Source organism: Pseudomonas sp. S3_A09 (assembly GCF_054668065.1).
This window is the reverse complement of record NZ_CP162752.1, coordinates 2,260,250-2,285,853: the sequence shown is the minus strand read 5'-3', so window position 1 is coordinate 2,285,853 and position 25,604 is coordinate 2,260,250. Positions and strand designations below refer to the sequence as shown.

At 59.2% G+C, this 25,604-nt stretch carries 25 protein-coding genes; 13 read left to right on the top strand and 12 right to left on the bottom strand.

Translation table 11 applies throughout. The features are described 5' to 3' along the window. Positions 1-124 precede the first annotated feature (124 nt). From AB4N92_RS10885 to AB4N92_RS10855, 7 genes are all read right to left on the bottom strand, one after another. Positions 125-1,267, bottom strand: a complete 1,143-nt coding sequence (locus AB4N92_RS10885) for a DegT/DnrJ/EryC1/StrS family aminotransferase (RefSeq protein ID WP_010207369.1) — start codon at positions 1,265-1,267, stop codon at positions 125-127. Positions 1,268-1,426: 159 nt separating this feature from the next. Continuing rightward, positions 1,427-2,092: an outer membrane protein gene (locus tag AB4N92_RS10880; protein ID WP_010207367.1), complete on the bottom strand. Its 666-nt coding sequence runs from the start codon at positions 2,090-2,092 to the stop codon at positions 1,427-1,429. 188 nt (positions 2,093-2,280) lie between these two features. Beyond that, a complete protein-coding gene (locus AB4N92_RS10875) occupies positions 2,281-2,595 on the bottom strand; it encodes a DUF2388 domain-containing protein (RefSeq protein WP_003176799.1) in 315 nt (104 codons plus the stop codon). Positions 2,596-2,664: 69 nt separating this feature from the next. Continuing rightward, the gene (locus tag AB4N92_RS10870; RefSeq protein WP_010207365.1) at positions 2,665-3,111 is read right to left on the bottom strand and encodes an NfeD family protein; all 447 of its coding nucleotides are present in this window, start codon (positions 3,109-3,111) and stop codon (positions 2,665-2,667) included. A gap of 10 nt (positions 3,112-3,121) precedes the next feature. After that, positions 3,122-4,042 (bottom strand): SPFH domain-containing protein, encoded by a 921-nt coding sequence (locus AB4N92_RS10865; RefSeq protein ID WP_010207363.1) that lies wholly within the window; start codon positions 4,040-4,042, stop codon positions 3,122-3,124. Positions 4,043-4,119: 77 nt separating this feature from the next. After that, the gene (locus AB4N92_RS10860) at positions 4,120-5,799 is read right to left on the bottom strand and encodes a GspE/PulE family protein (protein WP_042570916.1); all 1,680 of its coding nucleotides are present in this window, start codon (positions 5,797-5,799) and stop codon (positions 4,120-4,122) included. An 84-nt stretch (positions 5,800-5,883) separates the two neighbouring features. Continuing rightward, on the bottom strand, positions 5,884-6,222 hold the full coding sequence (locus AB4N92_RS10855; protein ID WP_010207359.1) for a hypothetical protein: 339 nt from the start codon (positions 6,220-6,222) through the stop codon (positions 5,884-5,886). Between the two features lie 127 nt (positions 6,223-6,349). Between AB4N92_RS10855 and AB4N92_RS10850 the strand changes: the two genes are divergently transcribed. Then, the gene (locus tag AB4N92_RS10850; RefSeq protein ID WP_010207358.1) at positions 6,350-6,820 is read left to right on the top strand and encodes an Lrp/AsnC family transcriptional regulator; all 471 of its coding nucleotides are present in this window, start codon (positions 6,350-6,352) and stop codon (positions 6,818-6,820) included. Positions 6,821-6,924: 104 nt separating this feature from the next. Here AB4N92_RS10850 and AB4N92_RS10845 read toward each other — a convergent pair whose 3' ends face one another. Further along, on the bottom strand, positions 6,925-8,292 hold the full coding sequence (locus tag AB4N92_RS10845; RefSeq protein WP_010207357.1) for a CYTH domain-containing protein: 1,368 nt from the start codon (positions 8,290-8,292) through the stop codon (positions 6,925-6,927). Between the two features lie 158 nt (positions 8,293-8,450). Between AB4N92_RS10845 and argE the strand changes: the two genes are divergently transcribed. Both argE and argA read left to right on the top strand, forming a co-directional pair. Then, on the top strand, positions 8,451-9,599 hold the full coding sequence (argE, locus tag AB4N92_RS10840) for an acetylornithine deacetylase (RefSeq protein WP_236266736.1): 1,149 nt from the start codon (positions 8,451-8,453) through the stop codon (positions 9,597-9,599). A 135-nt stretch (positions 9,600-9,734) separates the two neighbouring features. Continuing rightward, positions 9,735-11,036: an amino-acid N-acetyltransferase gene (gene argA, locus AB4N92_RS10835; protein ID WP_010207355.1), complete on the top strand. Its 1,302-nt coding sequence runs from the start codon at positions 9,735-9,737 to the stop codon at positions 11,034-11,036. Positions 11,037-11,153: 117 nt separating this feature from the next. On the opposite strand, the gene tauA is transcribed toward argA, so the two are convergent. After that, positions 11,154-12,140: a taurine ABC transporter substrate-binding protein gene (gene tauA, locus AB4N92_RS10830; RefSeq protein WP_236266735.1), complete on the bottom strand. Its 987-nt coding sequence runs from the start codon at positions 12,138-12,140 to the stop codon at positions 11,154-11,156. A 370-nt stretch (positions 12,141-12,510) separates the two neighbouring features. On the opposite strand from tauA, the gene AB4N92_RS10825 reads away from it, so the two are divergent. Beyond that, positions 12,511-13,875: an OprD family porin gene (locus AB4N92_RS10825; protein ID WP_010207352.1), complete on the top strand. Its 1,365-nt coding sequence runs from the start codon at positions 12,511-12,513 to the stop codon at positions 13,873-13,875. A gap of 273 nt (positions 13,876-14,148) precedes the next feature. Beyond that, complete coding sequence (locus tag AB4N92_RS10820; protein WP_010207351.1) at positions 14,149-14,787, top strand: peroxiredoxin; 639 nt, start codon at positions 14,149-14,151, stop codon at positions 14,785-14,787. A 120-nt stretch (positions 14,788-14,907) separates the two neighbouring features. Here the strand turns inward: AB4N92_RS10820 and AB4N92_RS10815 are convergent, their stop codons facing one another. After that, the gene (locus AB4N92_RS10815; RefSeq protein WP_176331951.1) at positions 14,908-15,105 is read right to left on the bottom strand and encodes a hypothetical protein; all 198 of its coding nucleotides are present in this window, start codon (positions 15,103-15,105) and stop codon (positions 14,908-14,910) included. On the opposite strand from AB4N92_RS10815, the gene ssuE reads away from it, so the two are divergent. From ssuE to AB4N92_RS10785, 6 genes are all read left to right on the top strand, one after another. Further along, on the top strand, positions 15,104-15,697 hold the full coding sequence (gene ssuE / locus AB4N92_RS10810; RefSeq protein WP_010207349.1) for an NADPH-dependent FMN reductase: 594 nt from the start codon (positions 15,104-15,106) through the stop codon (positions 15,695-15,697). The two genes, AB4N92_RS10815 and ssuE, sit on opposite strands and share 2 nt — an antisense overlap. Before the next feature lie 107 nt (positions 15,698-15,804). Next, on the top strand, positions 15,805-16,773 hold the full coding sequence (locus AB4N92_RS10805; protein ID WP_010207347.1) for a sulfonate ABC transporter substrate-binding protein: 969 nt from the start codon (positions 15,805-15,807) through the stop codon (positions 16,771-16,773). Between the two features lie 25 nt (positions 16,774-16,798). Beyond that, a complete protein-coding gene (ssuD, locus tag AB4N92_RS10800) occupies positions 16,799-17,947 on the top strand; it encodes an FMNH2-dependent alkanesulfonate monooxygenase (RefSeq protein ID WP_010207346.1) in 1,149 nt (382 codons plus the stop codon). A 9-nt stretch (positions 17,948-17,956) separates the two neighbouring features. Beyond that, positions 17,957-18,745 carry an aliphatic sulfonate ABC transporter permease SsuC gene (gene ssuC, locus AB4N92_RS10795; protein WP_010207345.1) on the top strand — a complete coding sequence of 263 codons (789 nt, stop codon included), beginning with the start codon at positions 17,957-17,959 and terminating at the stop codon, positions 18,743-18,745. Further along, the gene (gene ssuB, locus AB4N92_RS10790; RefSeq protein WP_010207344.1) at positions 18,742-19,548 is read left to right on the top strand and encodes an aliphatic sulfonates ABC transporter ATP-binding protein; all 807 of its coding nucleotides are present in this window, start codon (positions 18,742-18,744) and stop codon (positions 19,546-19,548) included. The genes ssuC and ssuB overlap by 4 nt, the downstream gene beginning before the upstream one ends. A gap of 28 nt (positions 19,549-19,576) precedes the next feature. Then, positions 19,577-19,792 (top strand): TOBE domain-containing protein, encoded by a 216-nt coding sequence (locus tag AB4N92_RS10785; protein WP_003213899.1) that lies wholly within the window; start codon positions 19,577-19,579, stop codon positions 19,790-19,792. A gap of 109 nt (positions 19,793-19,901) precedes the next feature. Here the strand turns inward: AB4N92_RS10785 and AB4N92_RS10780 are convergent, their stop codons facing one another. Continuing rightward, a complete protein-coding gene (locus AB4N92_RS10780) occupies positions 19,902-20,543 on the bottom strand; it encodes a TetR/AcrR family transcriptional regulator (protein ID WP_010207342.1) in 642 nt (213 codons plus the stop codon). Positions 20,544-20,763: 220 nt separating this feature from the next. Further along, complete coding sequence (locus AB4N92_RS10775; protein ID WP_010207341.1) at positions 20,764-22,140, bottom strand: glutamine synthetase family protein; 1,377 nt, start codon at positions 22,138-22,140, stop codon at positions 20,764-20,766. Between the two features lie 597 nt (positions 22,141-22,737). Here AB4N92_RS10775 and AB4N92_RS10770 point away from each other — a divergent pair. Together AB4N92_RS10770 and AB4N92_RS10765 are read left to right on the top strand one after the other, a co-directional pair. Further along, complete coding sequence (locus AB4N92_RS10770) at positions 22,738-24,096, top strand: glutamine synthetase family protein (RefSeq protein WP_003176780.1); 1,359 nt, start codon at positions 22,738-22,740, stop codon at positions 24,094-24,096. 58 nt (positions 24,097-24,154) lie between these two features. Continuing rightward, complete coding sequence (locus tag AB4N92_RS10765; RefSeq protein WP_069672949.1) at positions 24,155-25,519, top strand: aspartate aminotransferase family protein; 1,365 nt, start codon at positions 24,155-24,157, stop codon at positions 25,517-25,519. Positions 25,520-25,604 lie beyond the last annotated feature (85 nt).

Sequence of the window (25,604 nt, the reverse complement as noted above, 5' to 3'; positions counted from 1 at the left end):
CCAATAGCTGGACCGGCTCAAAACAATGTGGGAGCTGGCTAACCTGCGATGCGGGCACCTCGGTGTATCAGTGATACCCAGGTGATGCACTCGCAGGCTAGCCAGCTCCCACAGCTGATTATGGCTAGCCGGCTTTCAGGACCGCCTTCACTGCTGCCACCGACCGCTCCACATCCGCTTCTGTCATTGCTGTGAACATCGGCAACGACACGATCAAACGACCTACCTTTTCTGCCACCGGGAACATACCTTCCTTGAACCCCTGCGCGCGATAAAGGCTCAGCAGGTGGATCGGTGGGTAGTGATAGCCAATGCCGACGCCGTGGGCCTGCATCTGCTCCATGAAGGTGGCGCGGGCCGGCAGACCGTCCTGGCGTTCCGGCAGCACCAGTTGGAACAGGTGCCAGTTGCTGTTTTCGAAGTCGGCCGGTGGCAGTTGTGCGCCGTATTGCTCTTCAAAATCACTGCCAAAGCATTTGAAATAATGCCGCGCCAGGTTCTGACGATGCGTGGTGATCTGCTCGATATGGGCAAACTGCCCCAGGCCAATGGCGGCGGCGATGTCGGTCATATTGAATTTGCCGCCCAGCACATCCACATCCAAACCGTCGAAGCCGGTGCGGGTAACGCCCTGCAGACGATATTTTTCCGCCAGCCGCGCTTCCTCGGCGTTGTTCAAGACCAGGCAACCGCCCTCGGAAGACGTGATGTTCTTGTTGGCCTGGAAGCTGAAAGACACGAAATCACCGGTGGCGCCGATACGCTCGCCATCCCAGCTGGAACCCAGCGCCTGAGCAGCATCCTCGACGATGCGCAGGTTGTACTTGTTTGCCAGCGCATACAGCATCGGCATGTCCAGGGGCAGGCCGGCCAGGTAAACCGGGATGATCGCCTTGGTGCGCGGGGTAATCGCGGCCTCCACTTGGGCCAGGTCGATGTTGCGGGTGACCGGGTCGATATCGGCAAACACCGGCGTGGCGCCCACTTCCAGGATCACGTTGGCCGTGGCAACCCAGGAGATCGGCGTGGTAATCACTTCATCGCCCGGCCCAATCCCGGCAATGCGCAAGGCAATCTCCATGGTGCACGTCCCGGAGTTGAAGGTGCGCACCGGCCGGCCGCCAAAGTATTCCGACAACTGAGCCTCGAACGCCTGCACTTTCGGCCCACTGGTGATCCAGCCTGAGCGCAGTACATCGCCGACCGCCGAGATGGTGGCTTCATCGATGGTGGGTTTGGAGAACGGCAGGAAGGGCTGTTGGCTCATGACGACGAAGGCATCCGTTTCAGAGTGGCGTTGAGTGGGCGAGGTAGCAGTACCGGCATGGTTGCACGGCTTGACTGAATATAGCCTGTCGCCTGTGAATGAATCGTCGTCGGTTGGGCAAAAAAATGCCGCTTCAAAAGCGGCATTCTCTAATGGGACTCAGAAGGTGTACCGCGCTTCCAGGAACACGTTCTGCTCTTTGAGCTTGCCTTTGAGTTGTTCATCACGAGCGTTCACACGGTTTGCGAAGGTGTTGTAGCCGGTTTCCACGTCACCCATGGCGATGTAACGATAGCCCGCTCCCAGACTCAGTTGCTGGCTAACCTTCGCTTCCAGACCCATGCCTACGCTATAGGCGAGGTTGTGTTGGCGGTTGTTGGCGAAACGGCGGCTTTCATTGGTTTGATAGCCTTCGGCTTCAATGCGTGCGACGCCGACACCTGCCATACCGTAAAACGACAACCACTGGTTGATAGGGATATCTTTATAGCCGTTGAGCATCAAGCGTTGGCTCTGGACCTGCAAACTGTTGACGTTGGCATTAAAGGGGGCCCAGTAGGATTTGAATGTCGAGTTGTTCGGCAGCGTGTATTCCCCTTCCAGTCGCCAGCCATTGTCAAAGCTATAGCCAGCGGCGAAAGAGGCCACGAATGACTTGCTGCTATCCGGGGCGTCCACCCGTTCAGTCACGCGAGGGCTGGTGAGCAACGAACTGGAGAGGTTCTGGCGGGCATTGTTGAATTTGGCTGATCCGTACCAGCTTTCTGCCTGGGCGTAGGCGGTAGCAAATGCAGAGAGCAGCAGAGCGTAGGCAATCTTGTGCATGGGCAGTGATTCGCTTTATTCAAAAAGGAACCCTTAGCTTGTTGCCCGGCAGGAAGAGGCTCCACAGGACTTGTCCGTATTCAGCTGTGAAAGCAGGAACATTTATGTAGTGCTCAGGTGCGATGACCGTAGGAGTTGAAGACAAAAAAATGCCGCTGTTTAAAGCGGCATTTTTTATCGAACCCGAGTTATTCGGTAACTGCGTTTTTCGCGAGAATGGCGTTGGCCAGTTCCATATCCGTGGCTTGCAGGCCAGGGTTGTCGGCGCGGACTTTCTGCATGGCCGCTTCCAGGTACGGGCCGCGGATGCCGCCGTCGCTGGCAACAAAGCTGCCTGCGTCATCCTGGGCGGCGACCACCAGCTTGTGGTCCTTGAAGGTCAGGTACGTCGAGCCAGTGGTGGCGCCCGACGAGATGACATTGCGCCAGAAACTGTCGGCCATGGCTGAACCGACAGGGAGGGAAAGCACAGCGAGGGTTGCGACAGCATATTTGAGACGCATGATGGGTGACTCCGGGTGGGTTATCTGTACATTATGATTGTAGTTATCCCGACCGAGTTCCCTCACTGACTAAACAGTTTCAACCCTTAACACCACGCCTTCTTGGCCAATCACCCGGACTTGAGCACCTGCAGCGCTGTCTGGGCCGGTGACCATCCATACGCCGTCACCGACCTTTATCTTGCCTCGCCCATCCACAATTGCCTGATGCACCACGAAGGTGCGGCCGATCAGCTCCGAGCCACGCTCGTTCAGTCCCGGCTGGTCGCTGGCCTTGGCACTGCTGCGCTGGCGCCTCCACCAATACACCGCGGTCAGGATCGACAACACGGCAAACAGTAGGAGTTGCCACTCCAGCCCCAAAGGTGGCACCAGGAACTTGATCACACCCACGGCCGCCGCCGCGATGCCCATCCACAGCAGGTAACCACCGGCACCGAATACCTCAAGGATCAACAGCACCGTACCCAGTGCCAGCCAATCCCAAAACGACAGATGCTGCAGGAAATCCCACATGGCGCTGGCCTCAGCCTTTCTTGTTGTCGAACGTTGCCTTGACGATCTCGCCGATACCACCGACTGCACCGATCACCTGGCTGGCTTCCAGCGGCATCAGGATGACCTTGCTGTTGTTGGCCGATGCCAGCTTGCCCAGTGCATCAATGTATTTTTGCGCGACGAAGTAGTTCACCGCTTGCACATTGCCCGACGCGATCGCTTCCGACACGACTTGCGTCGCGCGGGCTTCTGCTTCGGCCTGACGTTCGCGGGCTTCAGACTCCAGGAACGCCGCCTGCCGGCTACCTTCGGCCTCAAGGATCTGCGCCTGTTTCTTGCCTTCGGCGGTCAGGATTGCCGATGCTCGCAGCCCTTCCGCTTCAAGGATCTGTGCACGCTTGATTCGCTCGGCTTTCATCTGGCCCGACATGGCGGCCATCAGGTCGGCGGGCGGGCTGATGTCCTTGATCTCGATACGGGTGATCTTGATGCCCCACGGCGCGGTGGCTTCGTCTACGGTCTTCAGCAGTTTTTCGTTGATGCCATCACGCTGGCTGAGCATGGCATCCAGCTCCATGGACCCGAGTACGGTACGGATGTTGGTTTGCAGCAGGTTGCGGATGGCGTGTTCGAGGTTGTTGACCTCGTACGCGGCCTGGGCGGTGTTGACCACCTGGAAGAAACACACGGCGTCGATCTGCACAGTGGCGTTGTCGGCGGTGATGACTTCCTGGGGTGGGATATCCAGCACGCTTTCCATCACGTTGATCTTGCGACCAATGCGGTCCATGACCGGGATGATGATGTTCAGGCCAGGTTTGAGGGTGTTGGTGTAGCGGCCGAAACGCTCGACCGTCCACTGGTACCCCTGTGGGACCACCTTGAAACCCATGAATAGGATGGCAATGGCCAATCCTACGAAAAGAAGCAGTACGGTTCCGATCTGCATAGCGATTCCCTATCTGAATGTTTCAGTGAAACGACGTTGAGCCGATTGTAACGGTGTTGTCACCGATAAGAACGGTTTCACTGCTTATCAAACAAAGGATTTGTTACCGAATCCCCAGGCGTTACTCGTAATACTTCTGCCATCGTGGTCAGCCCCGCCTCGACCTTTTTCACGCCGGCCATGCGCAGGCTGCACATACCTTGGGCAATCGCTTTCTGGCGCAGGGCGTGTAGATCGGCGCCGGGTGTGATCAGGGTTTTGAGTGCTTCATTCAGCACCATGATTTCGTAAACACCGGCTCGCCCCCGATAACCGCTCTGTCGACACTCCCCGCATCCGACCGCTTCATGGGCGTCACCCAGCGTCCGCTTGCAATGAGGGCACAACACCCGCACCAGCCGCTGCGCCATCACCCCCAGCAAGGTGGCCTTGATCAAATAATGAGCAATGCCCAGTTCCTGCAAACGGCTGATGGCGCTGGGGGCGTCGTTGGTGTGCAGGGTCGACAGCACCAGATGCCCAGTCAACGCGGCCTGGATCGCCATTTCGGCGGTCTCTTGGTCGCGGATCTCGCCAATCATGATGATGTCCGGGTCCTGGCGCAGCAGGGCGCGGATGCCGCTGGCGAAGGTCAGGTCGATGTTGTGCTGCACCTGCATTTGGTTGAACGTGGGCTCGACCATCTCGATCGGGTCTTCCACGGTGCACAGGTTGACCTCCCGGGTCGCCAGTTGCCTGAGTGTGGTGTAGAGCGTGCTGGTCTTGCCCGACCCGGTCGGGCCGGTCACCAGGATGATGCCGTGAGTCTGGCGCGTCATGGATTGCCAGCGTCGCTGGTCATCCGCCGACAGGCCAAGCTGGTCAAAGCCCTTGAGCAACACCTGCGGGTCGAAAATCCGCAGCACCAACTTCTCGCCAAATGCCGTGGGCAAGGTGCAAAGGCGTAGCTCAACCTCAGCGCCCGTCGGGCTTTTGGTTTTGACCCGGCCGTCCTGGGGCCTGCGTTTTTCTGCCACGTTCATGCGGCCCAGGCTTTTCAGGCGGCTGACTACCGCCATCGTTACCTGGGGCGGAAACTGGTAGACATCATGCAGCAGCCCGTCGATACGAAAGCGCACACGTCCCTGTTCACGGCACGGTTCAATGTGGATATCACTGGCGCGCTGGGCGAAAGCGTACTGCAGCAGCCAGTCGACGATATTGACGATGTGTGCGTCATTGGCATCCGGTTCCTGTTCGCGGGCGCCGAGGTTGAGCAGATCGACGTTGCCAGCTGCCACCACCTTTTGATCGGCTCCGCTGACGGACTTCGCCAGCCGGTAGAACTCACCGATACAGCGCGTAATGTCCTGGGGATTGGCGACCACGCGTTTGATCGAACGCTTGAGCACCTGCGAAAGCCCGGCTTCCCAACTGGTGACATGGGGCTGGGCGCTGGCGACGGTGACGGTTTGTGCATCCACCGCCACCGCGAGGATGGCGTGGCGTTGGGCGAACGCGTGGGACATCAGTGGCACTACCGTCGCCACGTCGATTTTCAATGGGTCGATGCGCAGATAAGGTTGCCCGGCCCGTTGGGCGAGCCATTCGGTCAGGGTTTCCAGGCACAGGCCTTGGGCTGCGATGCTCTCCAATGGGTGCAGGGTGTTGCTGGCCGGCAGCGCCGACAAGCGTTGGGCGATTTCTGGCGTGATCAGCCGCCCTTCGACCAAAGCCGGCAACAGTTGATGCAGTTCCAATCGTTGATCAACCGGCATGAAGGTTTTCCTGGGTGGCTGAGGGCGTAAGTCCCAGGCTAGCCAGCCGCTGAATATCTTCCTCCCAGTGTGTATTGCAGGCTTTTACTGGGCGACCGCCACCACCGCTTGAGGCCCTACGGAATCAGCCGACCACATATCCAGAGTGCACACGCTGATCAGGTTTCGAATCTTTTCACCGATCACCTGGGCCCGGTGCCAGCTCAGGCCGTCCATCACGATGTCGATGTTCAGCAGGTCCTCTTCGCGGTTCACCATGACCTGTCGCGGCGTGAGGAATTGCAGGGCGAAATAGTTGAGGACCCGGCACAACAGGTCGGGCTCCGCCTCGGCGACGATTCGGTAATGCGCCTGGCAATGAACGCTGTTGACGGCCCACGCGTCGACGCGGGTAACGGGGTAGTTGGTTTCGACGGCGTGCATGGGAAAGCTCCAGATTCGACTGGAGAAATTTTTACATTCGCCAGCGGAGATTTCTTATCTAAGATGAGCCTGTTTTAGGAATAATCGAATTGATCAATTCAAGATGGGCACCATTGAAGGTATTTATATGCACAGCGAGTTGGACGCTTACGACCGCCGTATCCTGGCCCTGCTGCAAGAGGACGCCTCGCTGTCCAGCGCACAGATCGCCGAACAGGTGGGCCTTTCCCAGTCACCCTGCTGGCGGCGTATTCAACGTCTCAAGGAAGAGGGCGTGATTCGCGGCCAGGTGACTTTGCTGGATCGCAAGAAGATCGGCCTCAATACGCAGATCTTCGCCGAGGTCAAACTCAACGCCCACGGGCGCTCCAACTTCACCGAGTTCACCGACGCGATTCGCGGGTTTCCGGAAGTGCTGGAGTGTTATGTGCTGATGGGGGCGGTGGATTTTCTGCTGCGCATCGTTACCTCGGACATTGAGGCCTATGAGCGGTTTTTCTTCGAGAAGTTGTCGATGGTGCCGGGGATTCAGGAGGTCAATTCGATTGTGGCGTTGTCGGAGATCAAGTCCACCACCAGCCTGCCAGTGTTGCGCTGACAGGGCCGGCCTCATCGCGGGCAAGCCCACAGTGGATTGAGTTCACAGCTACCTGTCTGTGAACACAATCAGCGTGGGAGCCGGGCTTGCCCGCGATGACATCGTTACAGACGCAACAAAGTCTTCCAGGCCCGGTTCTGATACACCGCAATCGCCTGATGCATCCGCGCATCCAGCGACTCATCGGTGATCGGCTGGTTGGCCAGTTGGGCCAACTTGTTCAGCTCACCGTACAAACGGTCCAGCTCCGGAATGTCCACCACCTGACGCGCATGGTGCAGCCAGGCCTGGATGCGTTCGATACGCGGCAGTTGCTCGGCCAGGTCTTCCGGCTGTTGCTGGTAGCGCGGCAGTTGCAGGGCGACGGCGTCCTCGGCGAGCAGGCGCGGCAGCCAGTTGGTGAGTTGCGCAGCGCCCTGGCGGTTGCCACGCACGTTGCGGTCGGCAGTCCAGGTACGGGCGAGCAGCCAGCGCGAGGCGTTCAGGGAAAACAGGCCCCAGCGCACGTCTTCCAGTTCTTCGGTGAACTGTTCCGGCGCGGCTTTGCGGATGTCTTCGTCGTCGTCACCGGCTTGAACCAGTGGGCGCCAGTCTTCCAGCAGGGCATCCAGTGCGCTGCGCAGTTCGCTGGTGGATTGACGCGGTGCGGCCTGGCCGAGGCTGCCGACCAGGGCGCGCAGTTCGCCGAGGTTGTCGACCCAGTCTTGCAGCAGGCGCCAGTGGCCATTGAAGCGGTACTGCTCGGCCAGGCGCTGGCTGCTGCCCAGCAGGTGCCACATGATCGCGGCGAAGGCGTCGTCCAATGGCATTTCGGCGTGCAGCTGTGGCGCCGGCAGGCTCAGGGAATAGCTGCTGGCGTCGTACAGGCGGTAGCCGCGCTCGGCCTTGCTGATATCGCATGGCATCAGTGCCAGGGTGGCGGCCAGTTCGGCGGCCAGCTCCAGCAATGCAGCCGGTTCGCCTTCGCGCAGTTCCAGTTCCAGCTCACAGATCTCTTCTTTCTGCTTGCCGACGACCACGTGGCCCAGGTCCAGGGCGGCTTCGATGACTACCTTGGCCTTGCCGCGGCCCCAGGCGATTTCGGCGCGTTCGCGCACGAAGTCGGTGGTGAAGATCGGCTTGAGGGTCTTTTTGTCCAACTCGGCCAATTGCTCGGGCCAGCATTCGCCGTCGAGTTTTTTCACGTCGAGCTTGGCTTTGGGCAGGTCCCAGTTGTATTCGTTGCGTTCCGACAAGCCGGCGACGCTTTGGCCGCGGGTCTTGAGGGTCTGGATGATGTCGTCACCGTCCTTGCGCAGGCGCAGGGCGACTTTGGCCTGGGCCAGATCGCGCTCGGGGGTGTCGAAATACTGGTTCATCAACTCACGGCGTTCCCAGCCACTTTTGTTGCGTTTTTTCAGGAGCGGGTGCTCACGCAGCGCCGCGAGGGTCTCGCGGCTGACGCGGAGTTTGATTTCAGTTTCTTTTTGCATGGCCGGTACATCCAGGATCGGGAGCGCAGCCGGGGAAAAGAGTGGCTGCCAAGGTCGTGCAGTGTACAGGAGTGAGCCCGGCAACGTGCCGCAACGGTTTATTGTGTCGTGCAGATGGCTCTATAGTGAGGTTCATCCGGGAAGCTGAGAGACCGCGCATGCCGTTACCGTCCATGAAAGAGCAGTTCGCCGCATTGATTGCAGCGCCTTCTGTGAGTTGCACCCAGGCATCTCTCGACCAGACCAACCGCCCGGTGATCGATTTGCTTGCCAGTTGGCTGGGGGACCTGGGGTTCGCCATCGACATCCAGCAAGTCAGCCCTGGCAAGTTCAACCTGCTGGCCAGCTTCGGCAGTGGTCCCGGTGGCCTGGTGCTGGCGGGGCATAGCGACACGGTCCCCTATGACGCCGCACTGTGGAAGACCGATCCGCTCAAGCTGACGGAAGTCGACGGCCGCTGGGTGGGACTGGGCAGTTGCGACATGAAAGGCTTTTTCGCCCTGGCCATCGAAGCAGTGCTGCCCCTGCTGGACCAGACGTTCAAGCAGCCGCTGCTGATCCTCGCCACCTGCGATGAAGAAAGCTCCATGTCCGGTGCCCGTGCATTGGCCGAGGCAGGGCGTCCGCTGGGCCGTGCAGCGGTGATTGGCGAGCCGACCGGGCTCAAGCCGATCCGCTTGCACAAAGGCGTGATGATGGAACGCATCGACATTCTCGGTCAAAGCGGCCATTCGTCGGATCCCAGCCTGGGCCACAGCGCCCTCGAAGCCATGCACGACGCCATCGGCGAACTGCGTGGCCTACGCCTGGGCTGGCAGCGCGAGTATCGCAACCCCCAATTCAGCGTGCCGCAGCCGACCATGAACTTCGGCTGCATCCACGGCGGCGATAACCCCAACCGCATCTGCGGCCAGTGTTCCCTGGAGTTTGATCTGCGGCCTTTGCCGGGCATGGATCCCGAGGTGCTGCGCGCCGCGATCCGGCAGAAGCTTGAACCGCTCGCCGAGCGCCATCAGGTCAAGATCGACTACGCGCCACTGTTCCCCGCAGTCCCTCCCTTCGAGCAACCGGAAGACGCCGAACTGGTGCGGGTGGCGGAACGATTGACCGGCCATCGTGCCGAAGCAGTAGCGTTCGGCACCGAAGCGCCTTATCTTCAGCGCCTTGGTTGTGAAACCCTGGTGCTCGGCCCCGGCGACATCGCGTGCGCCCACCAGCCGGGCGAGTACCTCGAAATGTCACGCTTGACGCCTACAGTGCGTCTATTGCGGGAACTGATCGAACATTACTGCCTGAAGCCTGCATAAATTAACCCCTGATTGTTCGTACATAGAAGGAGAGTGAGCGTGTCGCCAAGCCTGTTCCGACGATAACCATCAGCCCGCTGTGCGTTTTCACGACTCATCCTTTTTCGGCTGCTTTTTATTACAGGCCCAGGTTCCATGCCCGACTACGTAAATTGGCTTCGTCACGCTTCCCCTTACATCAACGCGCACCGCGACTGCACCTTTGTGGTCATGCTGCCCGGCGACGGTGTGGAACATCCCAACTTCGGCAACATCGTCCACGACCTGGTGTTGCTCCACAGCCTCGGCGTGCGCCTGGTATTGGTCCACGGCTCGCGCCCACAGATCGAAGCGCGCCTTGAAGCCCGTGGCCTGACCCCGGCTTACCACGAAGGCTTGCGCATCACTGATGCGGCAACGCTGGAGTGTGTGATCGACGCGGTTGGCCAACTGCGTATCGCCATTGAAGCGCGCCTGTCCATGGACATGGCGTCGTCGCCAATGCAGGGTTCGCGCCTGCGGGTAGCCAGCGGCAACCTGGTGACCGCGCGTCCTATCGGGGTATTGGAAGGCGTGGACTACCACCACACCGGCGAAGTGCGCCGCGTCGATCGCAAGGGTATCAATCGCCTGTTGGACGAGCGTTCCATCGTGCTGCTGTCGCCATTGGGGTACTCGCCTACCGGTGAGATCTTCAACCTGGCCTGCGAGGACGTCGCCACTCGCGCCGCCATCGACCTGGGTGCCGACAAGCTGCTGCTGTTTGGCGCAGACATGGGCCTGATCGATGAAAACGGTCGTCTGGTGCGCGAACTGCGTCCGCAACAAGTGCCCGCACACCTGCAGCGCCTGGGCAGCAGCAACTACCAGGCCGAGCTGTTGGATGCGGCCGCGGAGGCCTGCCGTGGCGGAGTAGGGCGCAGTCATATTGTCAGCTACGCCGAAGACGGCGCGTTGCTCACCGAACTGTTCACCCGCGACGGCGGCGGTACGCTGGTGGCCCAGGAGCAATTCGAACTGGTGCGCGAAGCGGCGATTGAAGATGTCGGTGGCTTGCTCGACCTGATCAGCCCGTTGGAAGAGCAGGGCATTCTGGTGCGCCGTTCGCGGGAAGTGCTGGAGCGCGAGATCGAGCAATTCAGCGTGGTGGAGCGCGAAGGCATGATCATCGCCTGCGCGGCGCTGTATCAGATCGCGGATTCGAATGCGGGGGAGCTGGCGTGCCTGGCGGTGAACCCGGAATATCGCCACGGCGCGCGCGGAGATGTGTTGCTGGAGCGTATCGAATCCCGTGCCCGAGCCCAGGGATTGAAGACCTTGTTTGTCCTCACCACCCGCACCGCCCACTGGTTCCGTGAGCGAGGTTTTGAGCCGAGCAGCGTGGACCGTCTGCCGTCGGCGCGGGCTTCGCTGTACAACTATCAGCGCAATTCGAAGATTTTCGAAAAGGCGCTGTAACTAAAAGCTGGGGCTGGCTTGTGTGGGAGCTGGCTTGCCAGCGATAGCATCACCTCGGTTCAACTGAGCACCGAGGCGCTTGCATCGCAGGCAAGCCAGCTCCCACAGGGAGCGCATTTATTTCGAGATAAATGTGTCGGTCACGAAGGCCGAGTAATCCGGCAATACCGTTTCAACCTTCCCTTGTTCCTTCAAGAACTTCGCCGTCTCCCCAATCGCGTTTGCTGTCCCGCCTTTAAGCAGCGCATCGGTTTGCTGTGCTTGCGCGTCTGGGAACGTCGTCCCGGCGAGCAGTTCAGGAATGTCCACAGCATTTGAGCCTGTCAGTTTCGCGATTTTCTGGACCGGCTCGGAATCCACGGTCCAGCCGTCCTTATGGGCCGCATACTCGGCAAATGAATCCAGCGTAACCTTGGCAAACTTGGCCACTATGTCAGGATGTTTTTCCGCAAAATCCTTGCGCGCCACCCACACTTCAAACGTCGGCGCGCCCCACTGACCCACCTGGGCCGCGTCTGTCAGGGTCTTGCCGGTCTTGCGGATTTCGCCCAGGGCCGGCGACCACACGAATGCACCGTCGATATCGCCGCGTTTCCACGCGGCGGCAATTTCGGCCGGTTGCAGGTTCACCACCTTGACTTGCCTGGTGTCCAGGCCCCAGTGCTTCAGTGCGCCGAGCAGGCTGTAATGCGAGGTTGAGACCAATGGCGTAGCGATGGTTTTGCCGATCAGATCCTTGGGTGCGTCAATGTGGCTGCCGTTACGCACCACCAATGCTTCAGAAGTATTGATCTGGGCCGATACGATGAACGCGACGATGGGTAGATTGCGAGAAGCCGCTGCCGCGAGGGGGCTGGAACCGAGATTGCCAATCTGCACATCGCCTGAGGCAATAGCGGTTACGACTTCCGGCCCACTGTTGAAACGGCGCCAGGCGATTTTCTCGCCGATGGCCTTCTCATAGAGGCCGTCGGCCTGTGGGACTTTGCTGGGATCGATGCCGGTTTGGTAGCCGATGGTTAAATCGGCCGCTTTGACACCAAAAGAAAGTATTAGTGACACAAAAACTGTAACAAATTGACGGGAGGATGTGCGTTTGGCCATGATGGCGTCGCCTTTTTGATCGTGGGTGACGTATGCAACTGTACGGCCACACTAATCGATCTAAAAAAGCGCTAACAAATACCCTTTAGGAATTAGCTTATGGAGCGGTTCGTCTAACCTGACAGGCCAGCATCATGGAAAGGCTTATTCCAAAATCGTATGAAAAAGAATGAAATAATTCTTTTTGGGTGTATGAAAAACTCATTACCCTGCAGGGACCAAATCAACTGCGATTAGACGAAGGTAGTAGACATACAAGGTTACGATTGACTTGGTAGTCACTATCTGGCGCTAATCGCGCATCTGTGGATCGAGGGCGTCAGACCCGAGACCAAAGAAATACAAAAATTAGAAATGAGAGGAGCGGTACATGAAGAAGTCCACCTTGGCACTGGCTGTAGCCCTGGGCGCAATCGCTCAGCAAGCAGGCGCTGCCGGTTTCGTTGAAGACAGTAAAGCAACACTGGGTCTGCGTAACTTTTACATCAATACCGACAACCGTAACGGTACCGGCGCGAACAAGAACGAAGAATGGGGTCAAGGCTTCGATCTGCGTTTCATCTCCGGTTATACCCAAGGCACTGTTGGCTTCGGTGTTGACGCTATTGGCCTGCTGGGTGTTCGCCTGGATTCGGGCGGCGGCACCAACGGCGCCACCAAGCCAAGCGGCGCCAACCCAGGCTCCTACGGCGGCACCATCTTCCCTAGCGAGCATAACGGCAAGGCCGTTAATGACTACTCCAGCCTGGGTTTGACGGCCAAAGCCAAGATCTCTCAGACCGAACTGAAGCTGGGTACCTTGCAGCCTAAGTTGCCTGTGATCATCACCAACGATGGTCGTCTGTTGCCACAGACGTTCCAGGGTGGCCAGATCACTACCAACGATATCAAGGACCTGACGCTGGTCGGCGGTCAGATCGAAAAAGCCAAGGGCCGTAACTCCAGCAGCAACGAAAACCTGTCGTTGTCGGGTGCTAACAGCCGTGGCGCTACCTGGCGTGACAGCAACAAATTCATCTACGCCGGTGGTGACTACAAGATCACCAAAGACCTGACTGCCCAGTATTACTACGGCAATCTGGAAGACTTCTACAAGCAGCACTTCCTGGGTCTGACCCACAACTGGGCTATCGGCCCGGGTGTTTTGAAGTCTGATCTGCGTTACTTCAACAGCTCCGATGATGGCGCCAACGGTAACGAATCCGCTTACTTCACCACTGGCAACTACCAAGGCTTCCGCGCCGGTAAGGGCAAGGTCGACAACAATCTGTACAGCGGCCTGTTCCTGTACACCGTTGCCGGTCACACCTTCGGTGGTGGTTATCAAGTCAGCAACGGCAGCAGCGACTTCCCTTGGTTGAACCAGGGCGACGGTTCGTCGGCTTACCTGACCACTGACATGCAGATCCAGAAGTTTGCCCGTGCCGGCGAACGTACCTGGCAAGCTCGCTACGCTTATGACTTCGCCAAGGTTGGCGTTCCTGGTCTGACCGCCGGTGTTGTCTACCTCAAAGGCAGCGACATCGACACCGTAGCTAACACCGCTTCTCGTACACAGTTCAACGGTCAGTCCGAGTGGGAACGTGACATCACCGTTGCCTACGTGATTCCAGAAGGTCCGCTGAAAAACCTCGGCGTGGCGTGGAAGAACGCTATGTGGCGCACCGACATCGCTGGCGCGCGTGATCAAGACGAAAACCGTCTGATCGTCAGCTACTCGATCCCGCTGTTGTAAGCCTGTAAAACCTTGCCCGGCGCAACGCCGGGCAGGGTGTCTTGCCGTTCAAGTCGGGCTAAACCCCCGCAAGCCCTTCCTGAACCCCTCTTTGTACAGCGTCTCAAGGCCTTCTCGAACCTTGGAAACGATGTTGCTCTTCGCCTTTGCCTACGTCCAATGAACAGATTTTTAATATTCCTTTATCGTCTAGATAAATCGATATTTATTCTTTTTAAATAATCCGCAAACCATGCACAGTGGGTTCCATAAGCACTCATCAGGAGCCACACCATGAGCCTAAGACTGGGCGATATCGCCCCCGACTTCGAACAGGATTCCAGCGCCGGCAAAATTCGTTTCCACGAGTGGCTGGGCGATAGCTGGGGTGTGTTGTTTTCCCACCCGGCGGACTTTACCCCGGTGTGCACCACCGAGCTGGGTTTCACCGCCAAGCTCAAGGACGAATTCGCCAAGCGCGGCGTCAAGGCTATCGCCCTGTCGGTTGACCCGGTGGACTCGCACCACAAGTGGATCGAAGACATCAACGAAACCCAGAACACGGTCGTCAACTTTCCGATCCTGGCCGACGCCGACCGTAAAGTGTCCGACCTGTACGACCTGATCCACCCCAACGCCAGTGACACCCTCACCGTGCGCTCCTTGTTCGTGATCGACCCGAACAAGAAGATCCGCCTGACCATCACCTACCCGGCCAGCACCGGCCGCAACTTCCACGAAATCCTGCGCGTCATCGACTCGCTGCAACTGACCGACAATCACAAGGTCGCCACGCCCGCCAACTGGCAGGACGGTGATGAGGTGGTGATCGTGCCGTCGCTCAAGGATGAGGACGAGATCAAGCAGCGCTTTCCGAAGGGTTACCGGGCGGTGAAGCCGTATCTGCGGCTTACCCCTCAGCCGAATCGTTAACGCAGGCCCAATGTGGGAGCGAGCTTGCTCGCGAAGGCAGGCTGTCAGTCGATGCATCCTTTAATGACACACCGCTTTCGCGAGCAAGCCCGCTCCCACATGTAAATCGCATTTCAAGGCTCACACAGCAGGGGTTTTCAGGCCGTTTTTACGGCCTTTTTTTTCGTCCGGCGATTCATCATCTGTATATTTCTTTAAGGAATAAACAAATGAAAAAATAAGATTTATAGATATATAAATCAGCTGATAAGGTCTGTTCCATCTTGGCGCTATCGCCACACAGCGAACCGCTGACACCTGCGCAAGGAATTCCTGCATGTTGGTCGTAACACTTGGAGGCAGTCCCAGCCAGCGCTCCCGCTCAGGGGTGCTGCTGGATAAAACCCGTCAGTGGTTGCAAGAAAAAGGCGTCGAAGTGGTGAGTTACCAGATACGGGATTTCCCGGCTGAAGACCTGCTGCATGCGCGCTTCGACAGTCCCAAGGTCATCGACCTGCTGCAACAAGTGGCTAATGCAGATGGCCTGGTGATCGCCACGCCGGTGTACAAGGCTTCGTTCTCCGGCGCGCTGAAAACCGTGTTGGACCTGCTGCCCGAGCGCGCCCTGGCCCACAAGGTCGTGTTGCCGATGGCCACGGGTGGCAGCATCGCCCACATGCTGGCCGTGGACTATGCCTTGAAGCCGGTGCTGTCGGCGCTGAAGGCACAGGAGTTGCTCCACGGTATCTTTGCCGAGGACAGTCAGATCGCTTACGGCGAAGGCAGTGCCCAGGCACAACTGGTGCCGGTACTCGAACACCGTTTGCACGAGGCACTGGAGACGCTGTACGACGCCATGGCCCGTCGCCCGAAACCGCTGGACCCCCACGTGTTGAATGAACGTTTGTTGAGTGCTCGCTGGAGCATTTAAGCCACATCGAAATGTAAAACCGAAATGTAAAAAACTCACCTTACTCAGCCGCCAACGGCCAAGCAGGTGCAGCCAACCCCCTAAACGCATTATTTGGAGAGAGCGCCATGCGCACTGTCATCTTGCGTCGTGGTCTGGTCGCACTGTTTGCTGCGGCTGTGTCCTTCGGCGCCATTGTTCAAGCTCAAGCCGCCGAGACCTTGCGGATCGGTTATCAGAAGTACGGCACGCTGGTGCTGCTCAAGGCCAAGGGCACGTTGGAAAAACGTTTGGCTGCCCAAGGCGTGAACGTGCAGTGGACTGAGTTCCCTGGCGGCCCGCAATTGCTGGAAGGCTTGAACGTCGGCTCCATCGACTTCGGCGTGACCGGCGAAACCCCACCGGTCTTCGCCCAGGCAGCCGGTGCCGACTTGCTCTACGTGGCCTACGAGCCGCCTGCACCGACCAGCGAAGCGATCCTGGTGCCGAAAGATTCACCGATCAAATCCGTGGCTGAGCTCAAGGGCAAGAAAGTCGTGCTCAACAAAGGCTCCAACGTGCATTACCTGTTGGTACGTGCCTTGGAAGATGCCGGCTTGAAATACACCGACGTGCAGGCCGTGTTCCTGCCGCCCGCCGATGCCCGTGCCGCCTTCGAGCGTGGCAGCGTGGACGCCTGGGTCATCTGGGACCCGTACCAGGCCGCCGCCGAAAAACAACTGCAAGCCCGCACCCTGCGTGATGGCACCGGCATCGCCGACAATCACCAGTTCTACCTGGCGACAAAGCCATACGCCCAACAGCACCCCGAAGTGATCAAGGCGCTGGTGGAGGAGGTACGCGCCGTGGGCGAATGGTCCAAGGCCAACCCACAGGAAGTGACTGAACAAGTGGCGCCGCTGCTTGGCCTGCCGGCTGACATCACCCTGACCTCGGTGAAACGCCAAGGCTACGGTGCACTGTTCCTGACCCCTGAAGTGGTGGCTGCCCAGCAGAAGATCGCCGACAGCTTCTACCAACTCAAACTGATCCCCAAGCCCTTGAACATCAAGGACGTTATCTGGACGCCACCCGCCGCCGTGGCCACAGCGCCGTAATGCGACTTCTTCAGGAGACAACTCCATGAGCCTCACTATTTTCTGGTTCCTGCCTACCCACGGCGACGGCCATTACCTTGGCACTGCCGAAGGCGCTCGCGCCGTTGACCACGGTTACCTGCAGCAAGTGGCCCAGGCCGCTGATCGCCTGGGTTTCGGCGGGGTGCTGATCCCTACCGGGCGCTCCTGCGAAGACTCGTGGCTGGTGGCCGCCTCGCTGATCCCGGTGACCCAGCGTCTGAAATTCCTTGTCGCACTGCGCCCCGGGATCATTTCCCCGACGGTAGCGGCGCGTCAGGCAGCAACCCTGGATCGTCTGTCCGGTGGCCGTGCGTTGTTTAATCTGGTCACCGGCGGTGATCCGGAAGAACTGGCCGGTGACGGCTTGTTCCTCAGCCACGAAGAGCGCTACCAGGCCTCGGTGGAATTCACCCGTATCTGGCGCCGTGTGCTGGAAGGCGAAACCGTGGATTACGACGGCGAGCACATCCGCGTCAAAGGCGCCAAGCTGCTTTACCCGCCGATCCAGCAACCGCGCCCGCCGCTGTACTTCGGTGGTTCTTCCGAAGCGGCCCAGGACCTGGCAGCCGAGCAGGTGGAAATGGTGCTGACCTGGGGCGAGCCGCCGGCGGCCGTCGCGGAAAAAATCGAACAGGTGCGGGCCAAGGCCGCAAAACTCGGACGCACCGTGCGCTTCGGTATTCGCCTGCATGTGATCGTGCGTGAAACCAACGATGAAGCGTGGAAAGCCGCCGACAAACTGATCTCCCATCTGGACGACGACACCATCGCCCGTGCCCAGGCCTCCCTGGCGCGTTTCGATTCCGTCGGCCAGCAGCGCATGGCCGCCTTGCATGGTGGTAACCGCGACAACCTCGAAGTCAGCCCCAACCTGTGGGCCGGCGTCGGCCTGGTCCGTGGCGGTGCGGGCACCGCGCTGGTGGGCGATGGCCCAACGGTGGCGGCACGCGTGAAGGAGTACGCAGCGCTGGGCATCGACACCTTTATCTTCTCCGGTTATCCACACCTGGAAGAATCGTATCGCGTCGCGGAGCTGCTGTTTCCCCACCTGGATATCGAGCGTCCCGAGCTGCCGAAAAGCGCCGGCTACGTGAGCCCGTTTGGCGAGATGGTCGCCAACGACATCCTTCCCAAAGCTGCGTCACAGAGCTAAGGCAGCGCCATGAACTATGAAAAATTGAGCCACCGTGTGGCGCCCTGGGTACTGCCGGTTCTATTGCTGGTGGTGTGGCAGTTGTCGGTATCGGCGGGCTGGTTGTCGACCCGTATCCTGCCGGCCCCCAGCGCAGTGATTGAAGCCGGTATCAACCTGGTCGCCAGCGGCGAAATCTGGACCCACCTGGCCATCAGTGGCTGGCGTGCCGGCCTGGGTTTCCTGATCGGTGGCAGCATCGGCCTGGCCCTGGGCTTCATCACCGGCCTGTCGAAGTGGGGCGAACGCCTGCTGGACAGCTCGGTGCAGATGATCCGTAACGTGCCGCACCTGGCACTGATCCCGCTGGTGATCCTGTGGTTCGGCATTGACGAGACGGCGAAGATTTTCCTGGTCGCCCTCGGCACGCTGTTCCCGATCTACCTCAACACCTATCACGGCATCCGCAACGTTGATCCGGCACTGGTGGAAATGTCGCGCAGCTATGGCTTGTCCGGGTTCAGCCTGTTCCGCCAGGTGATCCTGCCGGGCGCGCTGCCGTCGATCCTGGTGGGCGTGCGCTTTGCCCTGGGCTTCATGTGGCTGACGCTGATCGTGGCGGAAACCATCTCGGCCAGTGCCGGTATCGGTTATCTGGCGATGAACGCCCGTGAATTCCTGCAAACCGATGTGGTGGTACTGGCCATCGTCATGTACGCCATCCTCGGCAAACTCGCGGACCTGGCGGCTCGTGGCCTGGAGCGTGTATGGCTGCGTTGGCACCCGGCGTATCAAGTGAACAAAGGCGGTGTGGCATGACAGCTCAACAACCCCCGCGCCTGCTGAAGGGCATTCCCCTGGCGGTACGCAAGTTGCGCAAGGCCTTTGGCGCGCGCGAAGTGCTCAAGGACATCGACCTGCATATTCCGGCCGGCCAATTCGTGGCGGTGGTCGGGCGCAGCGGTTGCGGCAAAAGTACCTTGCTGCGCCTGCTGGCCGGTCTGGATAAGGCCAGCGGCGGCGAGCTGCTGGCCGGTTCCGCGCCATTGAGCGAAGCGATTGAAGACACGCGGCTAATGTTCCAGGAAGCACGGCTGCTGCCGTGGAAGAAGATCATCGACAACGTGGGGCTGGGGCTTAAAGGCGACTGGCGCCCCAAAGCGCTGGAAGCCTTGGAAGCGGTCGGCCTGGCTGAACGTGCCAATGAATGGCCGGCGGCGCTGTCCGGCGGGCAGAAGCAACGCGTGGCCCTGGCCCGTGCGCTCATCCATCAACCGCGTTTGTTGCTGTTGGATGAGCCGTTGGGCGCGCTGGATGCCTTGACCCGTATCGAGATGCAGCAACTGATCGAAAACCTGTGGCAGAAGCACGGTTTCACCGTGTTGCTGGTCACCCACGATGTCAGTGAAGCCGTGGCGATTGCCGACCGGGTGATCCTGATCGAAGACGGTGAAATCGGTTTGGACCTTATCGTCGACCTGCCACGCCCACGTGCCCGGGGCTCACATCGCCTGGCCGCGCTGGAAGCCGAAGTGCTCAACCGTGTGTTGTCCCTGCCGGGCTCACCGCCGGAACCCGAACCTGTTTCACCGCTGCCTACGCAATTGCGCTGGGCTCAATAACTCACTTGTCCCATGAAGAGAGAACGACATGACTATTAAAGCTATCAACGTGCGTAACCAGTTCAAAGGCACCATCAAAGAAATCGTCGAAGGCGACGTGCTGTCGGAGATCGACGTGCAGACCGCTTCCGGCATCGTCACTTCCGTGATCACCACCCGTTCGGTCAAAGAGCTGGAGCTGGTGATTGGCAGCGAAGTGATTGCCTTTGTGAAGTCCACCGAGGTGTCGATCGCCAAGTTGTGATCGAGGATCGTTGTCGCTTCCGAGATCGCCTTCGCGAGCAAGCCCGCTCCCACATTTTGATGTGTGAACGGGCTTGCTCGCGAAGAGGCCGCCCCCATCGGTACAAGACTTAGTGCGCAGCCGGCCGCTTAGGCAAATACGCCGGTAAATAAAGCCCCACATACGCATCAAACACCCGCATCCCTTCATCCGCCATGCGTGGCGTAATCAGCCCATGCTGATGCACCGAGCGCGCATACACGCGGTCGCTCAACTCCAGCGCCAAGGCAAACACGTCCACATCGCTGGGCAATGTCGGCACTTCAAAGTGACGGTTGAACACGGTGAGCATCAAGTCACCCAGTTCCAGGTCATGCTGACGGTCGGCCTGGGTCACTTCGGTAAGCCCGTGCTGCGCCAGGATCAACTGGCGCGCGGCGGCGTCATGATCATAGATAGTGAGCATGCGCTGCTCGACGATGTAGGACAGGTCGCGCCAGTGTTTGAGTGAGTCATGCTCGATGGGCGCCTGAATGGCTGCCCGGAAAGCGGCGTGCACGTCAGCGGTCAACGCCTCCAGCAATGCGGGCACGCTGGCGAAGAAGTGATACACCGACGACGGTGGGATCTGCGCCCGCTCGGCCACGCTGTAGATCGACAACCCCGCCACGCCTTCGGCAGCCAGCAAAGTGCGGGCAGCGTCGAGGATCGCGTCGATCCGGGCCTGGCTGCGAGCGCGGGGTTTGCGAGGGGCGGCGGGGCGGGTGGTCATGGAAGTCTCCTACAAGGCAGCGGGCATTGTATGAGCAGGAAGGTGTGTTGTCTGCCAGGCCGCCATCGCAGGCAAGCCAGCTCCCACATTTTGATCTGTGAATACATTCGAATGTGGGAGCTGGCTTGCCTGCGATGAAGCCAACTCGATCTAACTGAAAAAAACACAAAAAAAAGCCGCAAACCCCTAAGGTCTGCGGCGTTTTTTTTGCAGCAACCGTTTAAACGGTATGCAGGTACCAGTTGTACTCAAGGTCGGAGATGGAGTGTTCGAACTCCTCCAGCTCACTTTCCTTACAGGCGACGAAGATATCGATGTACTTAGGATCGATGTACTTGGCCATCACCTCGCTGTCGTCCAACTCACGCAGGGCATCGCGCAGGTTGTTCGGCAGGCTCTGTTCGTTCTGCTCGTAGCTGTTGCCTTCCACCGGTGCGTTCGGCTCGATCTTGTTGGTCAGGCCGTGGTGCACGCCTGCCAGGACCGAAGCCATCAGCAGGTAAGGGTTGGCGTCGGCGCCGGCCACGCGGTGTTCGATACGCACCGCGTCGGACGAGCCGGTCGGTACGCGGATCGCCACGGTACGGTTGTCCAGGCCCCAGCACGGCGAGTTCGGCACGTAGAATTGTGCGCCGAAACGACGGTAGGAGTTGACGTTGGGGCACAGGAACGCCATTTGGGCGGGTAGGGTCTCCAGCACACCGCCGATCGCGTGACGCAATGCGGCGTTCTGCTCGGGATCCTCGCTGGCAAAGATGTTCTTGCCGTCTTTGTCCAGGATCGAAATGTGCACGTGCAAGCCGTTGCCTGCCTGGCCTGGGTAAGGCTTGGCCATGAAGGTGGTGTCCATCTCATGGTCGTAGGCGATGTTCTTGATCAGGCGCTTGAGCAGCACCGCGTAGTCGCAAGCCTTGATCGGGTCGGCCACGTGGTGCAGGTTCACTTCGAACTGCGCCGGGGCACTTTCCTTGACGATGGCGTCGGCCGGGATGCCTTGCTCTTTTGCACCTTCCAGAATGTCCTGGAGGCAGTCGACGTATTCGTCGAGGTCGTCGATCAGGTAGACCTGTGTCGAGTGCGGGCGTTTGCCGGAGATAGGCGAGCGGGGCGGTTGTGGGCGGCCGTTCACGTTCTCCTGGTCGATCAGGTAGAACTCAAGCTCGAAGGCGGCGCAGATGGTCAGACCGAGGTCGTCAAATTTGCTTACAACTTGGCGGAGCACTTCGCGCGGATCGGCGAAGAAAGGTTCACCTTCAAGTTCGTGCATGGTCATCAACAATTGCGCGGTAGGGCGCTTTTGCCAAGGTTCATTGCACAGGGTGTCGGGGATTGGATAACAGATTCGGTCAGCATCACCGATGTCCAGGCCCAGGCCGGTGCTTTCCACCGTAGAGCCGTTGATATCCAGGGCAAATAAAGAGGCAGGCAGGTTAATGCCCTTCTCGTAAACCTTGTGGAGGCTGGTGCGTTCGATGCGCTTGCCGCGCACCACACCATTCATATCCGCAATTAGAAGGTCTACGTACAGAACCTCAGGATGATCCTTAAGGAACGCGTTCGCTTCGTTAAGCTGAACGGCACGCGGGGGTACCGACATGATGCAACACCTTTGTTGTTAAAAATATCAATCATTGATCTTTTCTGGTTTCAGTCAACCCGAACGGCATGCCGAAGTCAAGCGAGGCCTTTTTTGCCCTAAAAAAGCGCCACGAAGGCTTTTTTGGGGCTTTTTGGGGCGGTTTTTTGGGTTTGAAGGGCTTGGGACTCGCAGGCTTGAGCGGGCCGTGTTGTATTTTTTACGGGGGTGTTGTGTAAAAAAATGAACAAGGCTAAGCTCGATTCAAACCCATAACAGCAATAATACCGGGGTGCTTCATGTGTCACCTGCCGCCCAACGGCGTCTTGGCCTGCTTCAGTCAGGCTGTGTCACCCGTCCAATCCTCCCGCGTGAATGCCCGCGCACCGGCCAATATTCTTGACGCCCGGCCCGACCTCTTTCTTGCCTCCTCATTTGCCACAGAACGGCATGCGCCTCGCCTGCTGCTCAAGATTGCGCACAACTTTGGCGTGAGGAATGCAACGCAGCAGCAAATGGCAGGTAAGCTCCTACCCTGAATGAAAAAACGACGCGGATGCTGCGTCAACCAACGCCTGGCCTTTAATGGATGCCAGGAAACCCAGCCCAGAGGCATTTATGAGTAACAACCTCGACCAGCTCACCGATTGGTTGAAAGACCACAAGATCACAGAAGTCGAATGCATGATTGGCGACCTCACCGGTATCACCCGGGGCAAGATCTCGCCGACCAACAAGTTCATCGCCGAAAAAGGCATGCGCCTGCCCGAGAGCGTGCTGTTGCAGACCGTGACCGGCGACTATGTCGAAGACGACATCTATTACGAATTGCTCGACCCGGCCGACATCGACATGATCTGCCGCCCCGACCAGAACGCGGTGTTCCTGGTGCCCTGGGCCATCGAGCCCACCGCCCAGGTGATCCACGACACCTACGACAAGCAAGGCAACCCGATCGAGCTGTCGCCGCGCAACGTGCTCAAGAAAGTCCTCAAGCTCTACGCCGACAAAGGCTGGCAGCCCATTGTGGCGCCGGAGATGGAGTTCTACCTGACCAAGCGCTGTGAAGACCCGGACTTCCCGTTGCAACCGCCGATTGGTCGGTCCGGCCGTCCGGAAACCGGCCGGCAGTCTTTCTCTATAGAAGCCGCCAACGAATTCGACCCATTGTTCGAAGACGTCTACGACTGGTGCGAGCTGCAGGAGCTGGACCTCGACACCCTGATCCACGAAGACGGCACCGCGCAGATGGAAATCAATTTCCGTCACGGCGATGCCCTGTCCCTGGCCGACCAGATCCTGGTGTTCAAGCGCACCATGCGAGAAGCCGCGCTCAAGCACGACGTGGCCGCCACTTTCATGGCCAAGCCGATGACTGGCGAGCCGGGCAGCGCGATGCACCTGCACCAGAGCATCATCGACATCGCTACTGGCAAGAACGTCTTCTCCAATGAAGACGGGACCATGAGCCAGCTGTTCCTCAACCACATTGGCGGCCTGCAGAAATTCATCCCTGAATTGCTGCCGCTGTTCGCCCCCAACGTGAACTCGTTCCGCCGCTTCCTGCCGGACACCTCGGCGCCGGTGAACGTGGAGTGGGGCGAAGAAAACCGCACCGTCGGCCTGCGTGTTCCGGATGCCGGCCCACAGAACCGTCGCGTGGAAAACCGCCTGCCGGGCGCTGACGCCAACCCGTACCTGGCGATCGCCGCCAGCCTGTTGTGCGGCTACATCGGCATGGTCGAAGGCCATAACCCGAGCGCGCCGGTGGTGGGTCGTGGTTACGAACGGCGCAACCTGCGCCTGCCGTTGACCATCGAAGACGCCTTGGAGCGCATGGAAAACAGCAAGACCATCGAAAAATACCTGGGTCAAAAATTCATCACGGGCTACGTCGCGGTCAAGCGGGCCGAGCATGAAAACTTCAAGCGCGTGATCAGTTCGTGGGAGCGGGAATTCCTGCTCTTCGCCGTCTGATGCGCCGGGCGCGTCCTTCACACGGCGCGCCCTCACCTGAAAAGTCTAGGAGATTGGTATGTCCAGCAACAACCCGCAAACCCGTGAATGGCAAGCCTTGAGCAGTGATCACCACCTGGCGCCGTTCAGCGACTTCAAGCAGTTGAAAGAGAAAGGCCCGCGCATCATCACCAAAGCCCACGGCGTCTACCTGTGGGACAGCGAAGGCAACAAGATCCTCGACGGCATGGCCGGCCTGTGGTGCGTGGCGATCGGTTACGGTCGCGATGAACTGGCAGACGCCGCCGCCAAGCAGATGAAAGAACTGCCGTACTACAACCTGTTCTTCCAGACCGCTCACCCGCCGGTGCTGGAGCTGGCAAAAGCCATTTCCGACATCGCGCCGGCCGGCATGAACCACGTGTTTTTCACCGGTTCCGGCTCCGAAGGCAACGACACCATGTTGCGTATGGTCCGCCACTACTGGGCGATCAAGGGCCAGCCAAACAAGAAAACCATCATCAGCCGCAAGAATGGCTACCACGGCTCCACGGTGGCCGGCGCCAGCCTCGGCGGCATGACCTATATGCATGAGCAGGGCGACTTGCCGATCCCGGGCATCACCCACATCGCCCAGCCGTACTGGTTTGGCGAAGGCGGCGACATGAGCCCCGAAGAGTTCGGTGTATGGGCCGCCAACCAGTTGGAAGAAAAGATTCTGGAATTGGGCGTGGACAACGTCGGTGCCTTTATTGCCGAGCCGATCCAGGGCGCCGGTGGCGTGATCGTGCCGCCTGCGACCTACTGGCCGCGCATCAAGGAAATCCTCGCCAAGTACGACATCCTGTTCATTGCCGACGAAGTGATCTGCGGTTTCGGCCGCACCGGTGAGTGGTTCGGTAGCGATTTCTACGACCTCAAGCCGCACATGATGACCATCGCCAAGGGCCTGACGTCGGGTTACATCCCGATGGGCGGCCTGATCGTTCGCGATGAAGTGGTGGAAGTCCTCAACGAGGGCGGTGATTTCAACCACGGCTTCACTTACTCCGGTCACCCGGTTGCGGCGGCAGTGGCGCTGGAAAACATCCGCATCATGCGTGATGAAAAAATCGTTGATCGTGTGCACGACGAAACGGCACCGTATTTGCAGAAACGTCTGAGGGAATTGGCGGATCATCCGCTGGTGGGCGAAGTGCGTGGTGTGGGTATGCTCGGTGCCATTGAACTGGTACAGGACAAAGCCACGCGCAAGCGTTACGAAGGCAAGGGCGTTGGCATGATTTGCCGTACGTTCTGCTTCGAAAATGGCCTGATCATGCGCGCCGTGGGCGACACCATGATCATTTCGCCACCGCTGGTGATCAGCAAGGCAGAAATCGACGAGTTGGTGACCAAGGCTCGTCAGTGCCTGGACCTGACTTTGGCGGCACTGCAGGGCTAAGTGCTAGGCTCAGGACGCAGCGGCTTTCGGGCGCTGCGTCTGAGCAGTCAGAAATATGAGGGCCTTGGTTGAAAGCCGGCCCTTG

Coding starts and splice junctions, on each gene's coding strand:
- AB4N92_RS10885 (WP_010207369.1), bottom strand. CDS start 1,267: ATGAGCCAACAGCCCTTCCTGCCGTTCTCCAAACCCACCATCGATGAA.
- AB4N92_RS10880 (WP_010207367.1), bottom strand. CDS start 2,092: ATGCACAAGATTGCCTACGCTCTGCTGCTCTCTGCATTTGCTACCGCC.
- AB4N92_RS10875 (WP_003176799.1), bottom strand. CDS start 2,595: ATGCGTCTCAAATATGCTGTCGCAACCCTCGCTGTGCTTTCCCTCCCT.
- AB4N92_RS10870 (WP_010207365.1), bottom strand. CDS start 3,111: ATGTGGGATTTCCTGCAGCATCTGTCGTTTTGGGATTGGCTGGCACTG.
- AB4N92_RS10865 (WP_010207363.1), bottom strand. CDS start 4,042: ATGCAGATCGGAACCGTACTGCTTCTTTTCGTAGGATTGGCCATTGCC.
- AB4N92_RS10860 (WP_042570916.1), bottom strand. CDS start 5,799: ATGCCGGTTGATCAACGATTGGAACTGCATCAACTGTTGCCGGCTTTG.
- AB4N92_RS10855 (WP_010207359.1), bottom strand. CDS start 6,222: ATGCACGCCGTCGAAACCAACTACCCCGTTACCCGCGTCGACGCGTGG.
- AB4N92_RS10850 (WP_010207358.1), top strand. CDS start 6,350: ATGCACAGCGAGTTGGACGCTTACGACCGCCGTATCCTGGCCCTGCTG.
- AB4N92_RS10845 (WP_010207357.1), bottom strand. CDS start 8,292: ATGCAAAAAGAAACTGAAATCAAACTCCGCGTCAGCCGCGAGACCCTC.
- argE (WP_236266736.1), top strand. CDS start 8,451: ATGCCGTTACCGTCCATGAAAGAGCAGTTCGCCGCATTGATTGCAGCG.
- argA (WP_010207355.1), top strand. CDS start 9,735: ATGCCCGACTACGTAAATTGGCTTCGTCACGCTTCCCCTTACATCAAC.
- tauA (WP_236266735.1), bottom strand. CDS start 12,140: ATGGCCAAACGCACATCCTCCCGTCAATTTGTTACAGTTTTTGTGTCA.
- AB4N92_RS10825 (WP_010207352.1), top strand. CDS start 12,511: ATGAAGAAGTCCACCTTGGCACTGGCTGTAGCCCTGGGCGCAATCGCT.
- AB4N92_RS10820 (WP_010207351.1), top strand. CDS start 14,149: ATGAGCCTAAGACTGGGCGATATCGCCCCCGACTTCGAACAGGATTCC.
- ssuE (WP_010207349.1), top strand. CDS start 15,104: ATGTTGGTCGTAACACTTGGAGGCAGTCCCAGCCAGCGCTCCCGCTCA.
- AB4N92_RS10815 (WP_176331951.1), bottom strand. CDS start 15,105: ATGCAGGAATTCCTTGCGCAGGTGTCAGCGGTTCGCTGTGTGGCGATA.
- AB4N92_RS10805 (WP_010207347.1), top strand. CDS start 15,805: ATGCGCACTGTCATCTTGCGTCGTGGTCTGGTCGCACTGTTTGCTGCG.
- ssuD (WP_010207346.1), top strand. CDS start 16,799: ATGAGCCTCACTATTTTCTGGTTCCTGCCTACCCACGGCGACGGCCAT.
- ssuC (WP_010207345.1), top strand. CDS start 17,957: ATGAACTATGAAAAATTGAGCCACCGTGTGGCGCCCTGGGTACTGCCG.
- ssuB (WP_010207344.1), top strand. CDS start 18,742: ATGACAGCTCAACAACCCCCGCGCCTGCTGAAGGGCATTCCCCTGGCG.
- AB4N92_RS10785 (WP_003213899.1), top strand. CDS start 19,577: ATGACTATTAAAGCTATCAACGTGCGTAACCAGTTCAAAGGCACCATC.
- AB4N92_RS10780 (WP_010207342.1), bottom strand. CDS start 20,543: ATGACCACCCGCCCCGCCGCCCCTCGCAAACCCCGCGCTCGCAGCCAG.
- AB4N92_RS10775 (WP_010207341.1), bottom strand. CDS start 22,140: ATGTCGGTACCCCCGCGTGCCGTTCAGCTTAACGAAGCGAACGCGTTC.
- AB4N92_RS10770 (WP_003176780.1), top strand. CDS start 22,738: ATGAGTAACAACCTCGACCAGCTCACCGATTGGTTGAAAGACCACAAG.
- AB4N92_RS10765 (WP_069672949.1), top strand. CDS start 24,155: ATGTCCAGCAACAACCCGCAAACCCGTGAATGGCAAGCCTTGAGCAGT.